This is a genomic window from Haloferax marisrubri, assembly GCF_001469875.2.
GTDB lineage: Archaea > Halobacteriota > Halobacteria > Halobacteriales > Haloferacaceae > Haloferax > Haloferax marisrubri.
The window spans coordinates 154,040-168,532 of sequence record NZ_LOPW02000006.1 but is presented as its reverse complement, the minus strand read 5'-3'; the positions used below and the strand labels follow the sequence as shown (position 1 = coordinate 168,532).

The 14,493-nt window shown below is 64.3% G+C and carries 17 protein-coding genes, 1 tRNA gene and 2 pseudogenes; 8 read left to right on the top strand and 12 right to left on the bottom strand.

Annotated elements, in window-relative coordinates:
- Nucleotides 1–171 (bottom strand): annotated as a pseudogene (locus tag AUR65_RS20170) (SprT-like domain-containing protein); the annotation flags it as partial.
- Nucleotides 172–386: 215 nt separating this feature from the next.
- Here AUR65_RS20170 and AUR65_RS06795 point away from each other — a divergent pair.
- On the top strand, nt 387–608 hold the full coding sequence (locus tag AUR65_RS06795; protein WP_058566127.1) for a hypothetical protein: 222 nt from the start codon (nt 387–389) through the stop codon (nt 606–608).
- A gap of 325 nt (nt 609–933) precedes the next feature.
- On the opposite strand, the gene AUR65_RS06790 is transcribed toward AUR65_RS06795, so the two are convergent.
- Both AUR65_RS06790 and AUR65_RS06785 read right to left on the bottom strand, forming a co-directional pair.
- Complete coding sequence (locus AUR65_RS06790) at nt 934–1,587, bottom strand: ribonuclease HI family protein (RefSeq protein ID WP_058566126.1); 654 nt, start codon at nt 1,585–1,587, stop codon at nt 934–936.
- A gap of 136 nt (nt 1,588–1,723) precedes the next feature.
- Entirely contained in the window at nt 1,724–2,770 is a 1,047-nt protein-coding gene (locus AUR65_RS06785; protein ID WP_058566125.1) for a PAS domain-containing sensor histidine kinase, read from the bottom strand.
- A gap of 321 nt (nt 2,771–3,091) precedes the next feature.
- On the opposite strand from AUR65_RS06785, the gene AUR65_RS06780 reads away from it, so the two are divergent.
- Nucleotides 3,092–3,814 carry a hypothetical protein gene (locus AUR65_RS06780; RefSeq protein ID WP_058566129.1) on the top strand — a complete coding sequence of 241 codons (723 nt, stop codon included), beginning with the start codon at nt 3,092–3,094 and terminating at the stop codon, nt 3,812–3,814.
- Between the two features lie 173 nt (nt 3,815–3,987).
- On the opposite strand, the gene AUR65_RS06775 is transcribed toward AUR65_RS06780, so the two are convergent.
- The 4 genes from AUR65_RS06775 to AUR65_RS06755 all read right to left on the bottom strand — a co-directional run bounded on the left by AUR65_RS06775 (nt 3,988) and on the right by AUR65_RS06755 (nt 6,180).
- A tRNA-Met gene (locus tag AUR65_RS06775) sits at nt 3,988–4,062 on the bottom strand.
- 142 nt (nt 4,063–4,204) lie between these two features.
- Entirely contained in the window at nt 4,205–4,576 is a 372-nt protein-coding gene (locus tag AUR65_RS06770; RefSeq protein ID WP_058566124.1) for a DUF2255 family protein, read from the bottom strand.
- 55 nt (nt 4,577–4,631) lie between these two features.
- Complete coding sequence (locus AUR65_RS06765; protein ID WP_058566123.1) at nt 4,632–5,414, bottom strand: SDR family NAD(P)-dependent oxidoreductase; 783 nt, start codon at nt 5,412–5,414, stop codon at nt 4,632–4,634.
- A gap of 361 nt (nt 5,415–5,775) precedes the next feature.
- Nucleotides 5,776–6,180, bottom strand: a complete 405-nt coding sequence (locus AUR65_RS06755; protein ID WP_058566122.1) for a (R)-mandelonitrile lyase — start codon at nt 6,178–6,180, stop codon at nt 5,776–5,778.
- A gap of 248 nt (nt 6,181–6,428) precedes the next feature.
- Here AUR65_RS06755 and AUR65_RS06750 point away from each other — a divergent pair, with 248 nt between their 5' ends.
- Complete coding sequence (locus AUR65_RS06750) at nt 6,429–7,397, top strand: oxidoreductase (protein WP_058566121.1); 969 nt, start codon at nt 6,429–6,431, stop codon at nt 7,395–7,397.
- Nucleotides 7,398–7,502: 105 nt separating this feature from the next.
- On the opposite strand, the gene AUR65_RS06745 is transcribed toward AUR65_RS06750, so the two are convergent.
- The gene (locus tag AUR65_RS06745; RefSeq protein ID WP_058566120.1) at nt 7,503–8,183 is read right to left on the bottom strand and encodes a helix-turn-helix domain-containing protein; all 681 of its coding nucleotides are present in this window, start codon (nt 8,181–8,183) and stop codon (nt 7,503–7,505) included.
- A 134-nt stretch (nt 8,184–8,317) separates the two neighbouring features.
- On the opposite strand from AUR65_RS06745, the gene AUR65_RS06740 reads away from it, so the two are divergent.
- Complete coding sequence (locus AUR65_RS06740; RefSeq protein ID WP_058566128.1) at nt 8,318–8,959, top strand: hypothetical protein; 642 nt, start codon at nt 8,318–8,320, stop codon at nt 8,957–8,959.
- 48 nt (nt 8,960–9,007) lie between these two features.
- Here the strand turns inward: AUR65_RS06740 and AUR65_RS06735 are convergent, their stop codons facing one another.
- Nucleotides 9,008–9,229, bottom strand: a complete 222-nt coding sequence (locus AUR65_RS06735; protein ID WP_058566119.1) for a hypothetical protein — start codon at nt 9,227–9,229, stop codon at nt 9,008–9,010.
- A gap of 210 nt (nt 9,230–9,439) precedes the next feature.
- Between AUR65_RS06735 and AUR65_RS06730 the strand changes: the two genes are divergently transcribed.
- The 3 genes from AUR65_RS06730 (at nt 9,440) to AUR65_RS06720 (ending at nt 12,030) form a co-directional block, all read left to right on the top strand.
- A complete protein-coding gene (locus tag AUR65_RS06730; protein ID WP_058566118.1) occupies nt 9,440–10,192 on the top strand; it encodes a pirin family protein in 753 nt (250 codons plus the stop codon).
- 117 nt (nt 10,193–10,309) lie between these two features.
- Nucleotides 10,310–11,308, top strand: coding sequence for a ring-cleaving dioxygenase (locus tag AUR65_RS06725; protein ID WP_058566117.1), 999 nt, complete (start codon nt 10,310–10,312; stop codon nt 11,306–11,308).
- Nucleotides 11,308–12,030 carry an alpha/beta hydrolase gene (locus AUR65_RS06720; RefSeq protein ID WP_058566116.1) on the top strand — a complete coding sequence of 241 codons (723 nt, stop codon included), beginning with the start codon at nt 11,308–11,310 and terminating at the stop codon, nt 12,028–12,030. The genes AUR65_RS06725 and AUR65_RS06720 overlap by 1 nt, the downstream gene beginning before the upstream one ends.
- Nucleotides 12,031–12,165: 135 nt before the next feature.
- Here AUR65_RS06720 and AUR65_RS06715 read toward each other — a convergent pair whose 3' ends face one another.
- Nucleotides 12,166–12,750, bottom strand: a complete 585-nt coding sequence (locus AUR65_RS06715; protein ID WP_058566115.1) for an NAD(P)/FAD-dependent oxidoreductase — start codon at nt 12,748–12,750, stop codon at nt 12,166–12,168.
- Nucleotides 12,751–12,923: 173 nt separating this feature from the next.
- Between AUR65_RS06715 and AUR65_RS06710 the strand changes: the two genes are divergently transcribed.
- A complete protein-coding gene (locus AUR65_RS06710; protein WP_058566114.1) occupies nt 12,924–13,811 on the top strand; it encodes a DMT family transporter in 888 nt (295 codons plus the stop codon).
- Nucleotides 13,812–13,920: 109 nt separating this feature from the next.
- On the opposite strand, the gene AUR65_RS06705 is transcribed toward AUR65_RS06710, so the two are convergent.
- Nucleotides 13,921–14,103 carry a hypothetical protein gene (locus AUR65_RS06705; protein WP_058566113.1) on the bottom strand — a complete coding sequence of 61 codons (183 nt, stop codon included), beginning with the start codon at nt 14,101–14,103 and terminating at the stop codon, nt 13,921–13,923.
- A gap of 227 nt (nt 14,104–14,330) precedes the next feature.
- Nucleotides 14,331–14,493, bottom strand: a pseudogene (gene sod / locus AUR65_RS06700) (superoxide dismutase [Mn]); the annotation flags it as partial.

The window sequence follows — 14,493 nt, the reverse complement described above, 5'->3', positions numbered from 1 at the left end:
CGCCGCCCGCCGTTTCGCGCGAGTAGACACTTCCCATCGGACCCGGTGTAAGTCCACGTCGAACTCGTATTGGCTCGCCGCGTGGCGGCAGTACGTCCGCGACCAGCTCACCAGTTCGTCGCCGGTTTCGATAGCGTCGTACGCGGTCGGGCCCCCGTCTTCGTGTCCCACGGTTTCGGGCCGTGATTCGGAGCGAGCCGATATGTGTGTTGTGCTCACCCGCCCCCTCGCTGGTGCAAGTGTGAGTGTAGAGCAGTACGCGGTCAGGCGGTGAGCGTCGGCCTCTCGTCGGCCACGAGCGCCCACACGTCTTCGAACAACCGTTTCGCGCTGTCTCGGGACGTTCCCTCAACGGTCACGCGAAGTACGCGCTCGAACTGAAGTTCGTGCAGGTCGACGCCCAGAGCACCATTCAGGTCGAGACGCCGAGCTATGCCATCCAGGCACCGCTGGGCGAACTCACGAGTGGAACCGTCACAGCCGAGACGGGTACGCCGGCCGAGCAGACGAAGGCGACTTCGAACACGACGAACGGGACGACCAACAGCACGACCGGAACGAACGATACCGCGACGAACGACTCGTTCTCGCTGAACTGGCGCATCTGACCGGCGAAGTGACAGAGGAGGGCGGACTCCCGACCCGTCGATGATTCTGTGAGTCCCGATTTCGCCAGATAGACGTTAGTAGCTGATTGGTTGATACTTTTTGTTGCGTCGTTGTCGCACACAGACAATGAGGATTAGCAATATACTGGCTAATTCACGAGATAAGTAAGTAAACTGTATGTCGCTATATAGAATTGAGTGTCGAGGCCACCAGATTGTCTCGGAGGGCACGACTAGCCCTCTGTCCGGACTGTCAAAATTGTTCTTTCGTGAAATGAACTCGGGTAGTCAGCGACTCGCTCGGGGGAGAGACTGTGTGTCGTCGCTATCCGGGGCCCAGCGCCGCGATATCGGCACCGACCGTCGCCAGAGCGTCGGCGGGGTTCGGGTCGCTGTCGGCCAGGTGCGTGTAGCGGTGGTTCGGAACGCTCGCTAGTGCCGCGGCGATGGCCTCGCTGTACGCGTCGACACCCGATTCTGTCGGGTCGGAGCCACCCCAGATGTCTCGGATGACGGTCATCGAATCGATTCGCACCTCCACGCTGTGTGGCTCGTAACGAGCCAGGAGTTCGGAAAGCCCGAGTTGGAGCGCGACGTACTCGGCGGTGTTGTTCCCCGTCCGGGAGCCGACGGGACGGCCGAGTCGGGCGAGTTGGGTCTCTCCCGAGTCCATGATGACCGCGCCCGCACCCGCCGGGCCGGGGTTGCCGCGCGAACTGCCGTCGACGTACAGGATGAACGAGTCGTCGGTCGGCTCAGAGACGGGCGGTTGAGCGAGTTCCGACGCCAGCAGTTCATCGAGCGCGCGCCGCAACTCGCCCGGGGTCGTCGTGGGGTCGAACAGGCCGCCGTAACCGGGCACGGCGTCGTCGATGGCGTCGGTGGCGGCGGCCATCTCGTAACCGACCCCCGCAAGCACCTCGTCGACGAGCGTGGCGAGCGGCGAGAGGTACTCGGAGGGGAGCGACTCCTCGGTCACGCCACCGACACCTCCGTTCGGCCTCCGTTCAGAGCCGTCACAGCCTCGCTCTCGGACGCCCTCGTCGGCCCGGCCAACAACTGCATACCCGTTCTCGGTCGGCGAGCGTGATAATCCCTTCAGGTGTACCGGCGGGTCAGTCGGTTCGGGGGAGTTCGACGACGAAGACGCTCCCCGTCGGTTCGTTGTCTTCGGCCCAGACCTCGCCGCCGTACTGCGTGACCAAGGTGTCGACGAGGTAGAGCCCGATGCCCGTGCCGGGACTTCCGAGGCCTCGCTCTCCTTTCCCGAACGCGATATCTTTCTTGTCGTCCGGGATTCCCGGCCCGTTGTCGGCGACTCGAATCTCGACGTCGTCGTCTCGGACTGCACACGAGACCACGACGCGCGGCGCGTCCGTGTCGTTGTGTTGGACCGCGTTGTTCAGGAGGTTTCGAAACACCGAGCTGAGCATGCTGTCTCCGGCGACCTCGACGTCGGGGAGCGTTCCCTCGACCACGAACGTCGCCTCCGGAAAGGACTCCTCGCGGAGCGATAGCTCGGTTTCGAGGACCGGGCGAAGCGGGACCGACCCGACGGTGAGGCTGTCGTTCGATGCGATTGTCTCCACGTACTCGCGTGCGACCTCCGTCAGTTCGACCACGTGCTCGCCGCTGTCGAGGATTTTCTGGAGGTAGTCGCGTCCCCCGGCATCGACGTGGTCCTCGAGCATCTCGGTCCACCCCAGTACGACCCCCATGTCGTTGCGGATGTCGTGGCGAACGATTCGATTCAGCAGTTCGAACTCCCGCTCCCGGCGTTTCTGCTCCGTGATGTCCGTGCAGATACCGACGACCTCCGAGACGTCGCCGTCGTCGTCACGGAGAAGCACTTGCCGCGTCAGCACCCACCGAATCGACCCGTCGGGCTGGACGACGCGACCCTCGTACGCCTGGTCTGGGCGTCCTCGGGCCGGGGAGTAGATGTTCTCCCGCACTCGGTCGCGGTCCTCCGGATGGATGGCGTCGAGCAACCGCCCGACGTCGTTCGTGACCTCCTCGGGCGGAAACCCCCAGATGTCTTCGAAACCGGCGCTAATGTAGTCGAACTCGCCGGGAGTGGATACCGTCCAAAGCGCGACCCCGTCGAGTCGGTCGAACAGGTCTCGGAAATCGCGCCGTTTCCCGAGCGAGCTATCAGTCATAAGGGGTGTTTCTGACCGGGTCGGTTAAATACCGGTCTCGGTGTCCAACGGTGTACATTCTTCCAAATGATTAAGTATGAGAGTATGTTGAGAGACCCCCCGACAGTCCACGAGAACTCCTAACCGGTGCTCGAAACGCGGCACACGGTGTGCACGGTGTGCCAGCGCGCACACCAAGACTATCCGTCTCGTCGTGGAAGCTATCTACTCGTGAGACCGTATCCGACGACGCCGCTGCTCGAAGATTCCCCCGAGGAGTTGCTGTCGAGCGGTCACCTGTGGCTCCGTGAGTACGTCGCTGGTCCCCGGTTGCGGTTTCAGATGAAGCCGTCGGGTCGCCTGCTGTTCGGCGACCGAGACCGAGGCTTCGACGACGTGCCACCGCCGTACGAGTTCGCCGTTCGGCACGTCAGAGAGCGGTTCGACCGCGATGCGTTCCACGATGCGGTCGATGACCCGGCGGCGTACGTCTTCTTCGGCGTCGCACCGTGTCACGTCGGCATCGACTACGATTGGGAGCGAATGCCACCAGTTCTCGGTTGGACCATCTGGAACGGGACCAAAGAGCGACTGTTCCCCATCGACAAAGCCGAGCGGGTGTTCGAACGGTTGGGTCTGACGCCGCTAAACACCTTCCAGAAGGAACTGAACGTCCGGGACTTCCATCCCGAGCGGATCGAAATCCCCGACTCCGCGTGGTACGACGGCCCCGCCGCAGGGGTTATCGTCGAGAACAGACGTGGTGGACGCGCACTCATCCGAGGCCCCGTCCTCGACGAGATGGACGACCACGAGCCGATACGAGGGGAGCCGACAGCAATCGCCGACGACCTCGTCACCGACGCGCGAGTCAGCCGGGCTCTCGAAGCCGTCGAAGCGGCCCAACAATCGCCCGCGACCGCCGACGTTCACGCACGCGTGTTCGAGATCATCGTCCGAGAGGAGTACTCGCGACTCGATTCCGGTCGAGTCGACTGGAAGGCGTTGCGGTCGGCAGTCGGGTCGGTCGTCGCCGAGAAGCGTAGTGCGTTGACCGATGACTGAGCGTCCGGGAATCTCGTTCTGAAACCGCCCGTTTCTCGATAGGCGGAGTGAGTTGAAGCTCGGCCGCGACGCTTCGCTCGACCCTCTGGTTCAACTCTACTGAGCTATGAGCCGACCTCGTGGGTCGCGCCGAGCCGAGACTCGGCGCTCAGGAGTTGAGGTCGGCAAAACCATAGCGGGAGGTAGATTTGAACTACCGATCTCCGGGTTATGAGCCCGGCGGAATCTCCTGGCTATCCCATCCCGCTACTACATCGAACTCGGTTGCTAGTGGTAAGACTTCTGCTTCGGACCCAGAGTGTCAACGTGTTTTGATTTCAGCACCGGAACCTTCGAGAAGGCCCGGAACCGGCTAGCGAGTCGTTCAACGGGCGCGCTCGGCAGTCAGCGTCAGCGGGGCGTGATCTTGACCGTTGCCGAGCGTGCGCGCTCGCTCACCATCGCGCTCAGGTACTGGCTTCCATCGTACTTCTCTTGATAGGCCTCGTCGATGCGGTCGTTAATCGGCCCGGAGACCGACTCGAAGGCGACCTCCTTCGTCAGACCGGCGGCCTCGATACGACCCGCGTTCTCGCGGACTGCGGCCTGATACCAACTGGAGTCTCGTCCGTTGTAGGCCCGCACGTAGAGGTCGCCATCGACCCGGACGGACCAAATCCACGTTGGGGTGCCGTACGTCTCCCCGTCCTCGCGGAACGGCGCGACGTGCAGGTCGTCGGACTCCACGATTTCGCGCAGTTCGTCCGGTTTCCAGGTAGTCATTGTCCTCTCTTTGTCTGCTGAGGTAGATATCGATGGCGACGGTGGGAGTCCGTGGTCACAGCCACCCGGCGTTATCGACTTGCAGTACCTGACCCGAGACCGCCTTCCCCATGTCACTCGCCAGATAGAGCGCGGCGTACGCCTGGTCGAGCGGTTCCGTCTCGGGGACGTCTAGGTTGACGTACTTCTCCGTGACTTCCATCATCGTGTCGTCGCCCTCTTGCTCGCCACTCTTCCACGCTCTGGCGGCCTCGGTGTCGGTCACGCCGGGCGCGATGGCGTTACAGCGGATGCCGGTGCCGGCAAACCGCATGGCCAGGTGCTTCGTCATCGTGTTCACAGCACCCTTACTCGTCGTGTAGGACACGCCGTTGACAGGCGTGTTACCGTTCACGGACGACACGTTGATAATGACGCCCTCGCCCCGCGGGATGAAGTGCTGGGCGGCCTCGCGGGAGTGGCGGAAGACGCCGACGAGGTTGACTCCGAGGACCCGCTCGAAGTGCTCGTCGGTCGTGTCCTCGATGCTGACCATCTCGCCGAAGCCGGCGTTGTTGACCATGATGTCCACTTGGCCGAACTCGTCGATCGCCCTGTCGAACACCATCTCTGGCGAATCGGGGTCGGCGGCGTCGGCGACGACGCCAATCGCCTCCCCGCCGGCGGACGTGATTTCGTCCACCGTCTCGTTCAGGGTCTCCTCGCTACGAGCAGTAAGCACCACGGAGGCACCTTCCTCGGCGAAGAGTTCTCCGATGGCCTTCCCGATACCCTTGCTCGCGCCCGTGATGACTGCGGTTTTTCCCGCTAGCAGGTTCGAATCTGATTCTATCGACATCAACTAGAAGGAGGCGAGTGAACGTGTTGTCGTTAGTGCTATCTGTAATGCGTCTTTAAGTACCTTTTAAATTCGGTGATGGGGCGTGGCAGGCGAGGTAGTTCGGTGAGACGAACCCTTCCGCCGCGCACTTCGTCGGGAGCCTGCACCGGAATTTCCACGTCCTCGTATCGGAGGGCATCCGGGCTCCCGTACTCGTGGACACGTACCACGCTCATCGGTTGCACTACAGAGATTATGCTCGAGAAGTCGCTGAACGTGCTGATATCTGTACGGTGCGTGTGAAAGTGGGCGCTCGAAACGATGCCCACTCGCCGAGTTGCTGGGGACGGGTCTGGTGTGGACCTAGTCGTCGCGGCGGTTACTCAGACGCCGGACCGTACTCCTCGTCGGAGACGTGCTCCAACCAGGTGACGGCCTCGCCGTCCTGTTCTTCTTGAACTGCGATGTGGGTCATCGCCTTGTCCGGCGACGCGCCGTGCCAGTGCTTTTCGCCCGGCGGGAACCAGACCACGTCGCCCGCTCGGATCTGCGTAATCTCGCCACCTTCGCGCTGAACGAGGCCACAGCCGCTCGTCACGATGAGGCGCTGACCGAGCGGGTGAGTGTGCCACGCGGTACGCGCGCCCGGTTCGAACGTGACGCTCGCCGCCGCGGCGCTGGACGCGTCTTGTGCGTCGAACAGAGGGTCGATTCGGGTGCTTCCGGTGAAATACTCCTCGGGTCCTTCGTACGACGGTAGCGTACAGCCGTCTGTTATCTCCATGTATTTGCCTCACCCGTATTTGTACGTCCACCAACATGGGTTCGATGCTAACTGAAAAGCCCGTTTAAGAGTGCGGTCGGTCCACGGTGGGAGAACGTAGCCGTCTGTGCCGCCGGACGAGGAACCGCGCCGTGCCGAAGCGACGCGTGCGTAACTGGCGAATAAGCACCGGAACGGCGACTGCAGTTTATAAATGGGCTAACTGGTTAGCACAGTTTGTATATTCTCTCTTCGCTTAAATAGAAGCAATGTCTGAACGAAACAATTCAACGGGTTCGGCCGACGTCGCAGGTGGTTTCGCCGACGACATCGGAACGGTCGTGGTGACGGGCGCGAACAGCGGACTCGGCTTCGAAGTGACGAAGATGCTCGCCGAGAGGGGCGCACACGTCGTGATGGCGTGTCGGAGCACCCAACGCGGTGAGGAGGCGAAACGGAAAATCGAAGCCGACCTTCCCGAGGCATCGCTGGTCGTTCACGAACTCGACCTCGCCGACCTCGATTCGGTGGCGGCGTTCGCCGACTGGTTCACGTCGACGTACGACGAACTGCACGTCCTCTGTAACAACGCGGGCGTGATGGCCATCCCGCGGAAGGAGACCGAACAGGGGTTCGAGTACCAGTTCGGCGTGAACTACCTCGGGCACTTCGCGCTCACCGGTCACCTCCTCCCCGTGTTGAACCGCACCCCCGGAGAGACGCGCGTCGTCACGCAGAGTAGCGTGGCACACAGGAACGGCGAAATCGACTTCGACGACCTCCAAGGCGAGCAGTCCTACAGCGCGTGGGGCGCGTACGGGCAGTCGAAACTCGCAGACCTCATATTCGCGTACGAACTCGACCGGCGGCTTCGCTCGGCGAACGCGACCGTCAAGAGCGTCGCCTGCCACCCCGGATGGGCCGCGACGAACCTCCAGCGGCGCGGTCCCGAACAGTCGGGGTCTCGGCTCCGCCTCTGGATAATGCAACTCGCGAACGCCGTTATCGCCCAGAGCGCCGAACAGGGGGCGCTGGCGATGGTTTACGCCGCGACCGACCCGGACATCGAGGGCGGCGAGTACGTCGGCCCCGACGGGTTCCGCAACATGCGCGGCACTCCCGAAGTACAGGAGTCGAGCGAACAGTCCTACGACGTGGACACCGCCCAACGGCTGTGGGAGGTCTCCGAAGAACTCACCGGCGTCTCGTTCGACCAACCCCTGCTCGCGGCGAACTAACACTCGCCCGGTCGTCTCACCGACGCGGGTCGAAGTTACCGTACTGACCGCCGAGTTCGGTCCCTCCGCTATATCTGTCCCGTCCGGAGACCGCAGTCGAAGCCGTCACCGACTGGCAATCGGATTGAGGATGTGTCCGTTGGCAATCGTCTGACTGATTAGCCTGTGTTCTGCCCGTCGGAGCAGGTCCGAGAGCGCGGGTGCCGAGATACCGAGTTCCGCTGCGACCTCGGCCGTCGATGCGGTCCGCGGCGTGTCGTAGTACCCGAGCGAGAAGGCGAGCCTCATGGCCTCGTACTGTCTGTCGGTCAGGCCGAACTGCGCCCGTTCATCGGGGTGTTCGGGGTCCGAAGAGATGTTGAGGAGTTCGAAGGGAAGCCCGTACACTTGACAGCGGTCCCGAAGCGTGCTGAGCGCGTCGTAGTCGGCGAACATCTTCCGTTCTATCCACCCCTCGCCGGTGATAATCGCTTCCATCAACACCCCCTCGAACTGCGTGGGGTCGTGCGACTCGAGAACGTCGGATGCCCGCTCGGTGATGACCTGATAGAACCAGCCGTCCGGCGTCTCACCGACGGGCCGCACGTCGACGACCTCCGGTTGCTCGACGGCCTTGGCCTCGAACGCGTCTCTCGCGTCCGCTTCGACACTCACCATGAAGATGTACTTCGAATCCTCGAGCCGAATCATCTGCGAGAGCGAAATCTCTCGACTCGGGAGCGACCGAGCCAGTTTGACGAGCGGGAGGACGTCCGACGATAGGAGGATCTCCGCGACGATAGCCATACCTCCCAATCGGTGCCGAGCCGTATAATCCCTCCTCGGCGATGTGGTGAGAGCTATATGCCGGCCGATTTTGAAGGACACTAACGGTGACACACCCAGACGAGAACGAGGCCGTCGTAACGTGGACCGCGGGGATGGCCGGGCTTCGGGAACTCCCGAAGCGAATCGCGTGCAACGGCATCGATTTCGGCCGCGTGTTGTGGTGGAGCGTGTTCGCCGTCGTCCCCGTCGCGTTACTGATTTTCGGGGCGCTCGCCGGTGACAGCGGCCCGTTCGTGTACAGTATGTACTGCGCGGTGGTACTGACGGCAGTCCTCCAGAGTTCGGAACGGTTCATCGGCATGCGCGTCGCGGTCGACGGCGGCGACGGCGAACTCGAAAGCACCTACCACATGGGCGACCCCTCGCTGTTTCGGAGCGACGCGGACGTGACGACCTCGCTTTCGGACGTCGAAACTGCCCGATTCGTGACGCTCGGCGACCAGACTGCAGTCCGGCTGTACTACGGGAAGTCGTTCGTCAACAAGCCCACCATGTTTCTGGTTCCGGACGAGTTCGAACCACGGTTCCGCGAGACGCTCCGTCAGTACGACGTTTCGATTTCCGCGGATTCGACGCCGAAATCTGCCGATTGGGTGTGGGTTCGGTTCGTCGTGACCGCTCTCTTATTGGGTGCGATTCCGCTCGGCACCGTCTTCGTCTGGCCCGCCGGTTCGGTTCCCTTCCTGCTCGCCGTGGTCGGACACGCCGCCTTCGTACTGCGGCAGGGGTGGTGACGCCGTGGGTCGCGCAGAGTCGCGCAGGGTCGCGTAGCGGGGACGACCTCAGGGCAGAAGCGACAGCAAATCGAGGAGCGTCTGTTTCACCCGCTCGTTCGAGACCACGTGACCGACCGCGAACATGAGACTGACCACGCTCCCAACCGCGACCGATGCGAGGACACCCGAGTCGGACGGGCCAAACACGTAGACGATTCCGGCCGCGACGATACCACTCAGCGCGACGAACAGCCAGCCTCGCCGTGGCGTCCACCGACTTGTCTCCATGTCGACTATCACGTTGGTTGTCACGAAGAAAACCGTTGTCACCTGAGCGGTCGACGCGGAACCAGACTCTCGCCGTCTCGTGAGCCCCGCAGACTCGCGGCCAGCCATTCGTCAACGGTCTCGGTTCCCGAGCCCAGTAACACCGACGTCACCCGCTTTCGGTCACGTCGCCGAGAAGGTATATAGATTCGACGCGTAGGTGCGCACGTAATGAAAGTCGGCTCCGAGACGAAGCTCTACAAGGCGGAGCGCACCGACGTCTCCCAGAATCAGGGGAAGTTCCGGACCTACTTCAACTTCCCCGGCCGCGCCCTCCCGGACCACGCGGACCACGGCTACGGCCCGCTCGCGACCATCGTCGAGTCGTTCATGGACCCAGATACCCACATCGCGATGCACCCCCACCGAGACGAGGAAATCATCTCGTGGGTGCCCGCCGGCGTGATGCGCCACGGCGACCAAGACGGCAACGACCTCGTCACCGACGCCGACCACCTGATGGTGATGAACGCGGGCGAGACGTTCTGGCACGAGGAGTTCACCCGCGCGGACGACCCGCCGCTCCGGATGCTCCAGATGTTCGTCCGGCCCCACAGCCTCGGGCTGGAGCCGAACATCCAACACGAACCCATCGACGCCCCCGTCGAGGGCGAGTGGCGACACCTGTTCGGCCCTGAAGGGTCCGACGCACCGCTTTTCGTCCGCAACGAAGTGGACCTCTTCGACCTCCGTCTCGACGCCGGGTCGAGCGCCGACCTCCCCGAAATCGAGGGCCGCGACACGTACTTCTACGTGTTCGACGGCGCGGTCGAGGCCGCGGGAACGCGCTTCGGGAAGACCGAAAGCGGCCTGCTCGTCGACGACGCCGGAGTCACGCTCACCGCCGAGGAGGACGCCACCGTGGTCGCGTTCCTGATAGACCCCGACGCGCCCGTCACCCGGCAGGGCACCATCGGTCGCTGACCGCCCTCCCGCGACTCTCGTACCCGCCATATCGAACCCCGCCCCCACCGTCACCGCACCAACGCCGCCACCATCACCCACCACCCACCCATCCACCGAGACACCCCGCCCAACTCGATGCTCACAGACACCGCCGGAATCCACCACATCACGGGAATCGTCCGCGACGCGCAGGCGAACGTCGACTTCTACGCGACGACGCTCGGCCTGCGCCTCGTCAAGCAGACGGTGAACTTCAACGAGAAGTTCACGCGCCACCTGTTCTACGGCGACGAGACCGGTTCGCCCGGAACGGCCCTGACGTTCTTCCCGTACCCCGCCGAGGAACCGGGGCGACCCGGCACGCCGCAGATTCGGACCGCGTCGCTCGTGATTCCGCCGGACGCCGTCGACTACTGGATGGACCGCCTCGCCGACCGCGGCGTCGACGTCGACGGCCCGTTCGAGCGGTTCGACGAGACGGTCATCCGGTTTTCCGACCCCGACGGCACCGACCTCGAACTCGTCACCGGCGAGTCGTCGGTCGAACCGTGGGCCGACGGTCCGGTCCCCGCCGAGCGCGCGATTCGCGGCATCCACGGCGTCACGCTCCACTCGACGAACCCCTTCGTGACCGCCAGCGTGCTCGACACGCTCGGGTTCGACCTCGTCGCGCAGGAGGGCGACCGCGTCCGCTACCGAGCGCCGGGCGACCGGGCGACCGTCGTGGACCTCCTCGATAGGGACGGCGAGTTCGGCCGCGAGGGCGCGGGGAGCATCCATCACGTCGCGGTCCGCGTCGAGGACGAGGCCCAGTTGTACGAGTGGCACGACCTGTTCCGCGAGCGCGGCTACGACGTGTCGCGGGTGAAAGACAGACACGTGTTCCACTCGCTGTACGTCCGCGAACCGGGCGGCATCCTGTTCGAACTCGCGACCGACGGCCCCGGTCTCACGTTCGACGTCGACCCGGAGGCGCTCGGTCAGTCGCTGTACCTCCCGCCGTGGTTGGAGGAGGACCGCGAGATGATAGAAAGCCAACTGCGCCCGCTCGACCTCCCGGTTGGCGTTGGAGACGACGCCGGCGACGAGGGCAACGTGGGCGTTGGACCCAGGAGCGACGACGGACTGAACTGATGTCACCCCGCCCGACCACGCCCCGGTCCGCGACCGACCCCCACGAGGGACAGGAGATTGCGACGGCGGGAGCGCCGCCGCAGGTCGCCGACGCGGCCGTCGTCGTGCTCCACGGCCGCGGGTCGAAAGCGCGGCACGCCCTCACGCTCGTCGACGAGTTCCTCCACCGCGGCGTGATGTACCTCGCGCCGCAGGCCGCCGGGAGTTCGTGGTATCCGGCCCCGGCCGCCAGTCCCATCGAGCGAAACGAGCCGTGGCTCTCCTCCGCGCTCGGCCGGGTGTCGGCCGCGCTCGACATCGCCGCCGACGCCGGAGTTCCGCCCGAACGAGTCGTCTTCTTCGGGTTCTCTCAGGGGGCGTCTCTCGCCGCCGAGTTCGCGGTTCGGAACCCCCGCCGGTACGGCGGCCTCGTCGCCCTCTCGGGAAGCCTCCTCGGACCCGAACTGGAGAGTCGGACCCACGCCGGCTACGGCAACGACAACGATGTCGACCGCGGCGGTCACGCCGTCGACGCCGTTGACCCCGACTTCGACGGCACGCCGGTTTTCTTCGGGAGCGGCCGCGACGACACCCGCGTCGAGGCCGACCGAGTCGAAGCGTCGGCCCGAGTCTTCTCGGCGCTCGGAGCCGACGCGACGAGCCGACTGTACGAGGGACTGGGACACGCCATCAACGACGACGAAATCCGAGTCATCAACTCGTTCATCGAGGAACTCGACTGAGGCGTGATGCGGTCGTTTTCACGAGTCTCGGGTCGATAGCCGCGCGGCTACGTGGTGGTCGTGCCGTCGAAGAAAAACGGAGTGGAGTGGAGGTAGCGAGGAGGCGTGGTCGGCCGGGCCGACCGGGGTCGCCGATTAGACCTCGTCAATGAGGGAGCCGTAGACGGACTCGGCGTCGGCGGGCACGTCGAAGTCGTGGTAGTGCTCGCCCTTCTCCTTCGAGAGGATGTTGAGGGCGGCGGCCGCGCCGTCGCCGGCGGAGATGACGGCCTGCCACTCCTCGGCGCGGACCATCGCGCCCGTCGCGTAGGCACCCTCGACGCTCGTCTCCATCGTCACGTCCACGTCGACGATTTCGTCGTCGAACGCGCAGCCGAGCGACTCCGCGAGGTCGCGGGTCGCACCCGTGGCGAGCACGACGTAGTCGGCCTCGTACTCGCCGTCGTCGGTCGTGACGACGAAGCCGTCGTCTCCTTCACTCACGTCGGTGACTTCCTCGCCCTGGTGGCGCTCCGCGTCGAAGTGGTCGACCTGCGTGCGGAGCGTCTCCATGTAGTCCGTGCCGTCGATGGAGCCGATTCCGGGGTAGTTGAACAGATGCGCCTTGTGCATCCACGTCTTGTCCGTGTCGAACACCGTCGTGGAGAGCCCGTTCTTCGCGGCGAAGAGGGCGGTTGTCAGACCAGCGGGACCGCCGCCGATGACGATTACGTCTGCCATGTTCCATGCAATAGCGTACTCGATAAAGAACCTCAGTAAAGCGGTTATTTTGTATTCCTCTCGATTACGTGCGGTCGTTGGATGCGGTTTGCAGCGCGCCCGCGAGGGGCCGCCCACCGCAGTCGATTCCGGATTCCCCTCACTCTTAGTGCCCCGGTTCGTGTGCCTCCGCTATGGACCGCGACCGACTCCTCGCCGCCGCTCCGCTCCTCGCGGCGGCTATCTGGGGCGGGATGTACGTCGTCAGTAAGTGGGGGTTCCGGTCGATACCGCCGCTGACGCTCGCGTTCCTGCGCGTCGCGCTCGGTGCCGGTGTGCTCTACGTCGCCGTGCGAGCGACGACGCCGTCCCGGTCGTTCGACCGCGACGAGTGGCGACGGTTCGCCGCGCTCGCCGGGTGGCTGACCGCGGCGCTTTCGACCCAGTTCGTGGGGACCGACCTGACGAACGCGAGTCAGGGCTCGTTGCTGACCGTCCTGACGCCGGTGTTCATGCTCGCGTTGGGTGTGACGGCCCTCGACGAGCGACTCACCCGCCGGAAGTCGGTCGGGACGGCGCTGGCGACGGTCGGCACGCTCGTCGTCCTCTCGGGGCAGTACGACGCGGCCGCGCTCGCCGGCGGGAGCGTCTCCGGCGTCGCGTTGCTCCTGTTTTCGGCGCTCTGTTTCGCCGCGTTTTCGGTGTTCGCAAAGCCGCTCATCCGGCGGTATTCGGCGCTCGAAACCGCGACGTACGCGACGGTGCTGTCGGTGCCGCTGTTCGGCGCGCTCGTCCCCGTGGAGTTCGCTCTCGATCCGGCGGCGTTCGACTCGATTTCGCTCTCACTACCGGTCGTGGGCGCGGTTCTCTATCTCGGACTCCTGAGCACCGCGACCGCGTGGTACTTTTGGTACAAGGGCATGGAGTACGCGGACGCGAGCGCCGTCGGCGTCTTCTTCTTCGCCCAACCGGTCGTCGGAATCCTGCTCGGTGCCGTCTTCCTGCGCGAACCGGTCGGCCTCGAACTCCTCGGCGGGGGCGCGGTCCTCGCCGTCGGGGTTCTCCTCGTGAACACGGACTAACAGAAGGAAACTCGTTCCGTCGGACGGACCCGGTACCGGCCGATTCGACGGCCGAATTGACGACCCACGCGACGCCCGCCACCCAGTTCGCCGTCTACTTGTTCGGCGTCTACTCGTCTAACTGCGACTCGGCGAACGAGACGGCGAACTGATCGCGCATCTCGCGGCGGAGCATCTCGCTCATCACCTCGTAGACGACCGGTTGCGGATACTCCTCCAGCAGCGCGGCGAGTTCGACGGCGCAGTCGGATTTCAGGGCGGCGAATTCGGCGGTCCACGGCGGGTTGCTCATTACCCGCACATCCCGTTCCGCGTAGTTATGAATTTTGATTGAAACAAACAGCCATAACTGACAGTCTCAGTCCCGTCACTCTCCGAAAAATGTAGTGGACGATCGGCAGAAGGGTGCTGGTCTGGCGGGGCGAACCCGCCCCGCCGGATGCCATCAATCGGGCACCCTCTTACGGTAACCTGTGGTGGTCGCGCGGGAAGCGCGTGTTTCGTCTGCGCTACGCTACGTTACTCGAAGAGTTCGACGGCCTGGTCGTAGCGGGCGGCGGGTTCGTCCCAGTCGACGACCTCGAAGAACGCGGAGACAAAGTCGCCGCGGGCCGGGCCGTAGTCGTGGTAGTAGGAGTGTTCCCAGACGTCGAGCGCGAGGATGGGATGACTACCCCAGAGC

Bases quoted from the DNA above. Each gene is read 5' to 3' on its own strand.
- AUR65_RS06740 (WP_058566128.1), top strand. From the start codon at position 8,318: ATGGCCGGGCTTCGGGAACTCCCGAAGCGAATCGCGTGCAACGGCATC.
- AUR65_RS06720 (WP_058566116.1), top strand. From the start codon at position 11,308: ATGTCACCCCGCCCGACCACGCCCCGGTCCGCGACCGACCCCCACGAG.
- AUR65_RS06770 (WP_058566124.1), bottom strand. From the start codon at position 4,576: ATGACTACCTGGAAACCGGACGAACTGCGCGAAATCGTGGAGTCCGAC.
- AUR65_RS06750 (WP_058566121.1), top strand. From the start codon at position 6,429: ATGTCTGAACGAAACAATTCAACGGGTTCGGCCGACGTCGCAGGTGGT.
- AUR65_RS06765 (WP_058566123.1), bottom strand. From the start codon at position 5,414: ATGTCGATAGAATCAGATTCGAACCTGCTAGCGGGAAAAACCGCAGTC.
- AUR65_RS06725 (WP_058566117.1), top strand. From the start codon at position 10,310: ATGCTCACAGACACCGCCGGAATCCACCACATCACGGGAATCGTCCGC.
- AUR65_RS06715 (WP_058566115.1), bottom strand. From the start codon at position 12,750: ATGGCAGACGTAATCGTCATCGGCGGCGGTCCCGCTGGTCTGACAACC.
- AUR65_RS06780 (WP_058566129.1), top strand. From the start codon at position 3,092: ATGAAGCCGTCGGGTCGCCTGCTGTTCGGCGACCGAGACCGAGGCTTC.
- AUR65_RS06730 (WP_058566118.1), top strand. From the start codon at position 9,440: ATGAAAGTCGGCTCCGAGACGAAGCTCTACAAGGCGGAGCGCACCGAC.
- AUR65_RS06735 (WP_058566119.1), bottom strand. From the start codon at position 9,229: ATGGAGACAAGTCGGTGGACGCCACGGCGAGGCTGGCTGTTCGTCGCG.
- AUR65_RS06785 (WP_058566125.1), bottom strand. From the start codon at position 2,770: ATGACTGATAGCTCGCTCGGGAAACGGCGCGATTTCCGAGACCTGTTC.
- AUR65_RS06755 (WP_058566122.1), bottom strand. From the start codon at position 6,180: ATGGAGATAACAGACGGCTGTACGCTACCGTCGTACGAAGGACCCGAG.
- AUR65_RS06745 (WP_058566120.1), bottom strand. From the start codon at position 8,183: ATGGCTATCGTCGCGGAGATCCTCCTATCGTCGGACGTCCTCCCGCTC.
- AUR65_RS06710 (WP_058566114.1), top strand. From the start codon at position 12,924: ATGGACCGCGACCGACTCCTCGCCGCCGCTCCGCTCCTCGCGGCGGCT.
- AUR65_RS06705 (WP_058566113.1), bottom strand. From the start codon at position 14,103: ATGAGCAACCCGCCGTGGACCGCCGAATTCGCCGCCCTGAAATCCGAC.